The organism is Magnetococcales bacterium, assembly GCA_015231925.1.
Taxonomy (GTDB): Bacteria; Pseudomonadota; Magnetococcia; order Magnetococcales; family JADGAQ01; genus JADGAQ01.
This window is the reverse complement of the sequence record JADGAQ010000169.1, coordinates 5,326-9,397: the sequence shown is the minus strand read 5'-3', so window position 1 is coordinate 9,397 and position 4,072 is coordinate 5,326. Positions and strand designations below refer to the sequence as shown.

Here is a 4,072-nt window from a genome sequence, read left to right as displayed (position 1 = left end):
AGGGCGCTGCCCTGGACCCGCCGGGGGGGATAATCCCCCCCGGACCCCCGTATTAATTAATCGGCACGGCTATTTTCTTTCCCCCGACACCACTGCCACCAAATATCCCGATACGCCGTCTCCAACGTCCGCGTAAACCGCTGCACATCCCCCAACGCCGACGCCCGCATCCGCTCCCGCAACGTCTCCCGCAACAACTTCAACCTCGGCCGGTCCTGTACCAATGCCACCGCCTTGACAATATACTCCTCCACCGAAGGCGCCACCAAATCCTCCAACCCCACCTGCCGCAACAAACTCGCTCCCATTCGGGCACTGCACCGATCCCCCATCAAACTCACCAACGGAACCCCCATCCACAACCCCTCCGCCGTGGTGGTCACCCCGTTGTAAGGAAAGGCATCCAGCGCAACATCCATCTCATTGTACAAAGCCAAATGGTCCGCCACACCATCAATCCGCCCCACCAGCCGCAACCGACCCGAATCAACCCCCATGGCCCGGAACTTCTCCCGCAATCCGTTCTGAAAAGCCAAATCCCCCAACGCATCACACTTCAACAACAACTCCGCCTCGGGCAAGGCCTGCAAAATGGCCCCCCAAGCCGCCAACACCTCGTTGCCCAACTTGGAAGGATGATTGAACGAACCAAATACCGGACGCGACGTACCCCGATCCGATACCACCTCCGGCGCACCGGGCGGCGGCACGAAACAGTGAAATCCCTCCGGCAACCGCAACAACCGCTCGCTGGCAAAACCCTCCGTACCCACAGGATCCGCAACAGCGTCCGTAATGCGCCAATCCACCACCGTCAGCCCGGTGGTGCCCGGATACCCCAGCCAGGTCACCACCAGCGGCGCAGGACGCAAGGCCAGCATGCGCAACCGGTTGCCCGCCGTGTGACCCGAAAGCTCCACCAGAATATCCACCTGCTCCCGCCGGATCAGGGCACACAAATCGGCATCGGAAAGATCCCGCGTGGCGTGAAACCCATCCACCAGTCCCCTGAAACGCTCCGTCACCGCATCGGGCCGACGGGTGTCGGAAAACAACACCACCCGGAACGACTCACGATCATGCCCCAACAACGGCGCTTCGGCAAAACGGGAAACCGCATGCTCCCGAAAATCAGCCGAAAGATACCCGATGGTCAACACCCGCGCCGGATCGGGAATGTTGGTGAAATGCGCCGCCACGGGACGCGGACAATGCATGGTGGCATAACGCCGCGACTCGGCCAACAGCTCCTCGGGGGTGGTTTCCGGCAGATAATGCATACACAACAACAAGTTGCTGTGAGCTTCGGCCCAGTCGGGATGCACGGCGAGCAGTTGGCGATACCACTCCACCGCCTCCCGTGGACGCCCCAGGGAACGGGTGCAGTGGGCCATGGCATTGAGGTATTCGCGATTTTGCGGGTCCAGACGCACCAGGCGGGTGAACAGGGTTTCGGCTTCGCTGACCCGACCTTGCAACAGGCGGATCATGGCCAGATTGAACAAGGCCCCCGGATGATCGGGATGGGCCTGCAGCAGAGCCACCCCGGTTTCGGCGGCCTCTTCGTATTCCCCCAGTTCCCGCAACAGGTTGCCCAACTCCAACAGGGTATCGCCCCACAGAGGCCGCAGTTCGGCAGCACGACGCAGACAGGAGAGGGCCTCCTCCCGATTGCCGACCAGTCGGGCGCGACGCCCCAGGTTGAACCAGGCTTCGGCGAAGTCGGGGGCCAGTTCGATGGCGCGACGATAGGCGTTGAGCCCCTCCTCCACCCGCCCCGAAAGCTCCAGCGCCCGCCCCAGATTGTTCCAGATGGCCGGCTGGCGTTCGTCCTGACGACAGGCGCTCTGCAACCAGCCGACGGCTTCGGCGGCCCGTCCGCGGGCGATGAGCAGCGCCCCCAGGTTGAGCCGGGGATGCAGCAGGTTGGGTTTCAGTTCCAGGGCCTTGCGCAACCAGAATTCGGCCCCTTCGGAGTCGTTGCGGGCCAGACGGATCTCCCCGAGGTTGTGACAGGCTTCGGCATAGGTGGGCACCAGCTTCAGCGCCTGACGAAAGGCCATCTCCGCCGGGGCCAGCCGCCCGAGGGCACGCAAGGCCGCGCCGTGGCTGTTGTGGAAATCGGCCCGGTTGGTTTCGCGATTGACCGCCTCTTCCAGACGGCGCAAGGCCTCTTCGGCGCGACCCATGGCCAGCAGGGAGAGACCGCCGAGGTGGAGGGCCTCGGGGTGGCCGGGTTCGAATTTCAAGGCCTCCTGGCAGAGTCGCCAGGCCGGTTCGAAACGGCGTTCGCCGTAAGCGCGCGTGGCTTCCTGAATTTTGGCCGAGGCGCGGCTGCCTTCGCGCCGGGCCTGGGCTGCCTGCCGTTCCAACCGCCGGAGATTCGTCGTCACCCTGGTGCCCTTTCGTTGGCGTCATATACCCCTTGCGCATTTTGGGCCATGGGACGGAAATTGCAAGATATTGCGTGCTGAAAGAGGCTGGCCGGGAGACCCTGTCCTTTGCCGTTCAATATGTTATCCTTTAACTATCAAAAAAAGGAAATGTTCTATCCTTTGACGTATCCTCAATCTTTTATATAAATCATTTCTCCGTAGACGTTGTAGCCAAGCCAAAGGCCGGAGGCAAAGCGGCAATGGAGGCCTTTCCGCCGGGAGGGTCGCGGTGGGGGTGGTCTCAGCGGAAGAACTGCCCGACGAAGGCCAAGCCCACCAGCCCGACCCAGAAGCCCCACATGGTCCACACCCCCGCCAGCCAGGAGGGGTTGAGGCGGCGGCGGAAAAACAGGGTGAGCAACACGAGGAGCAGGAAAATGACCCCGTGGCGTATGAGTAACATCTCTTTTCCAATCCCGGATCCTCGCGGGGGGATGGAGAGGATCATCACAGGAAAGGTGAGCAGGTAATAGCCGATCATGCCGACAAAAAATGCATTTTTGTTCACTTTTGCCCCTTTCCAATACCACACTGCCTGCTTCATAATTCTATTAGAATTCCAAACGATAGAATAGGCAATAAGATGAAACAAATCAGCATCGCCGCATTCATACCAAATTCCGCCATAGTGGAACTTAGAAAGTTGCTGAAGTGGTAAGCAGTAAACTTGTATATGAATATCGGTATTAATACACTTGAAACAATCAGATAGATACCAATTGCGCTATATATTTCATTAATGTCATTCATTATTATATCGAGGGTGAAATAAAGATGGAATAGAATCGAAACATGGACCAATAACCCAACAAGGAATGACCCAAAAAACGAACTTGTAAATTTTACAAGCCCCACAAGAACGGCCTTGAAATAATAAAACAATTTCATCGCAACCCCCCTTGAGCAAATCATCCGCAGAAGGGGTGTGGCCGATGGCCACACCCCGAATCGCTCCCTAGCGACCTATCTTCGCGGACTAGGGAAGATATTTGGCCCTATTTTCCGGGCACCAAAAGCGTCCGCCGAATCCCAGAAAGAACCGAATGCTCGGCCAAGTGGGTACTTATGACCTTCATACCGACCATTCGGCCCCCCGCGATCGATCATCACATGATCTATTGTGTTCGAGTACTGATTTGGTGATCCACCACATCCTCTGGAAAATGGGACCAGGGCACCCTGTGGATCATAGGCACACTCCGACTGCGGATTTAGCGGCGTTGGGTCTTTGTCCTCCACAAACACATCGTAGTTACAGTGTCCCCACTCTTTCGCTCCCTGCGGCTTTTTTAGTGTGTAATCCTCCCAACCCGCTTTGCCAAAAGGTGGAGAGGCCGGACACCTGCCGATGGCTTCTTCGTAAGCCGCATTCATTTCGGGGGTTTGCTCCGGAAGGAACAATACGTCGGGAATCTTCCGCACAAAACCGGATAGCCCTCCCCAAGCCCTTGACCACCAGGGATCCTCCTTCGGCGAATCGGACAGAAAGGATGAGAACATCCCGCCCTGTTGATCCCAACGGCCTGTGTTCCCCCCATCCCAGGCCGAACTGCCGTTTCCGAAGGGGGAGGAATAGCCACCGCCCCAGCCGGTACCAAGTCCGGAACCGCGCAACCAGTCGTCCACATCAAACCGCC

Annotated in this window: 2 protein-coding genes; both read right to left on the bottom strand. The window is 58.5% G+C overall.

What is annotated here, in order from left to right; translation table 11 throughout:
* Positions 1–56: 56 nt before the first annotated feature.
* Positions 57–2,393 (bottom strand): tetratricopeptide repeat protein, encoded by a 2,337-nt coding sequence (locus HQL56_15550; GenBank protein MBF0310934.1) that lies wholly within the window; start codon positions 2,391–2,393, stop codon positions 57–59.
* 283 nt (positions 2,394–2,676) lie between these two features.
* The gene (locus HQL56_15545; protein MBF0310933.1) at positions 2,677–2,943 is read right to left on the bottom strand and encodes a hypothetical protein; all 267 of its coding nucleotides are present in this window, start codon (positions 2,941–2,943) and stop codon (positions 2,677–2,679) included.
* Positions 2,944–4,072: the final 1,129 nt, after the last annotated feature.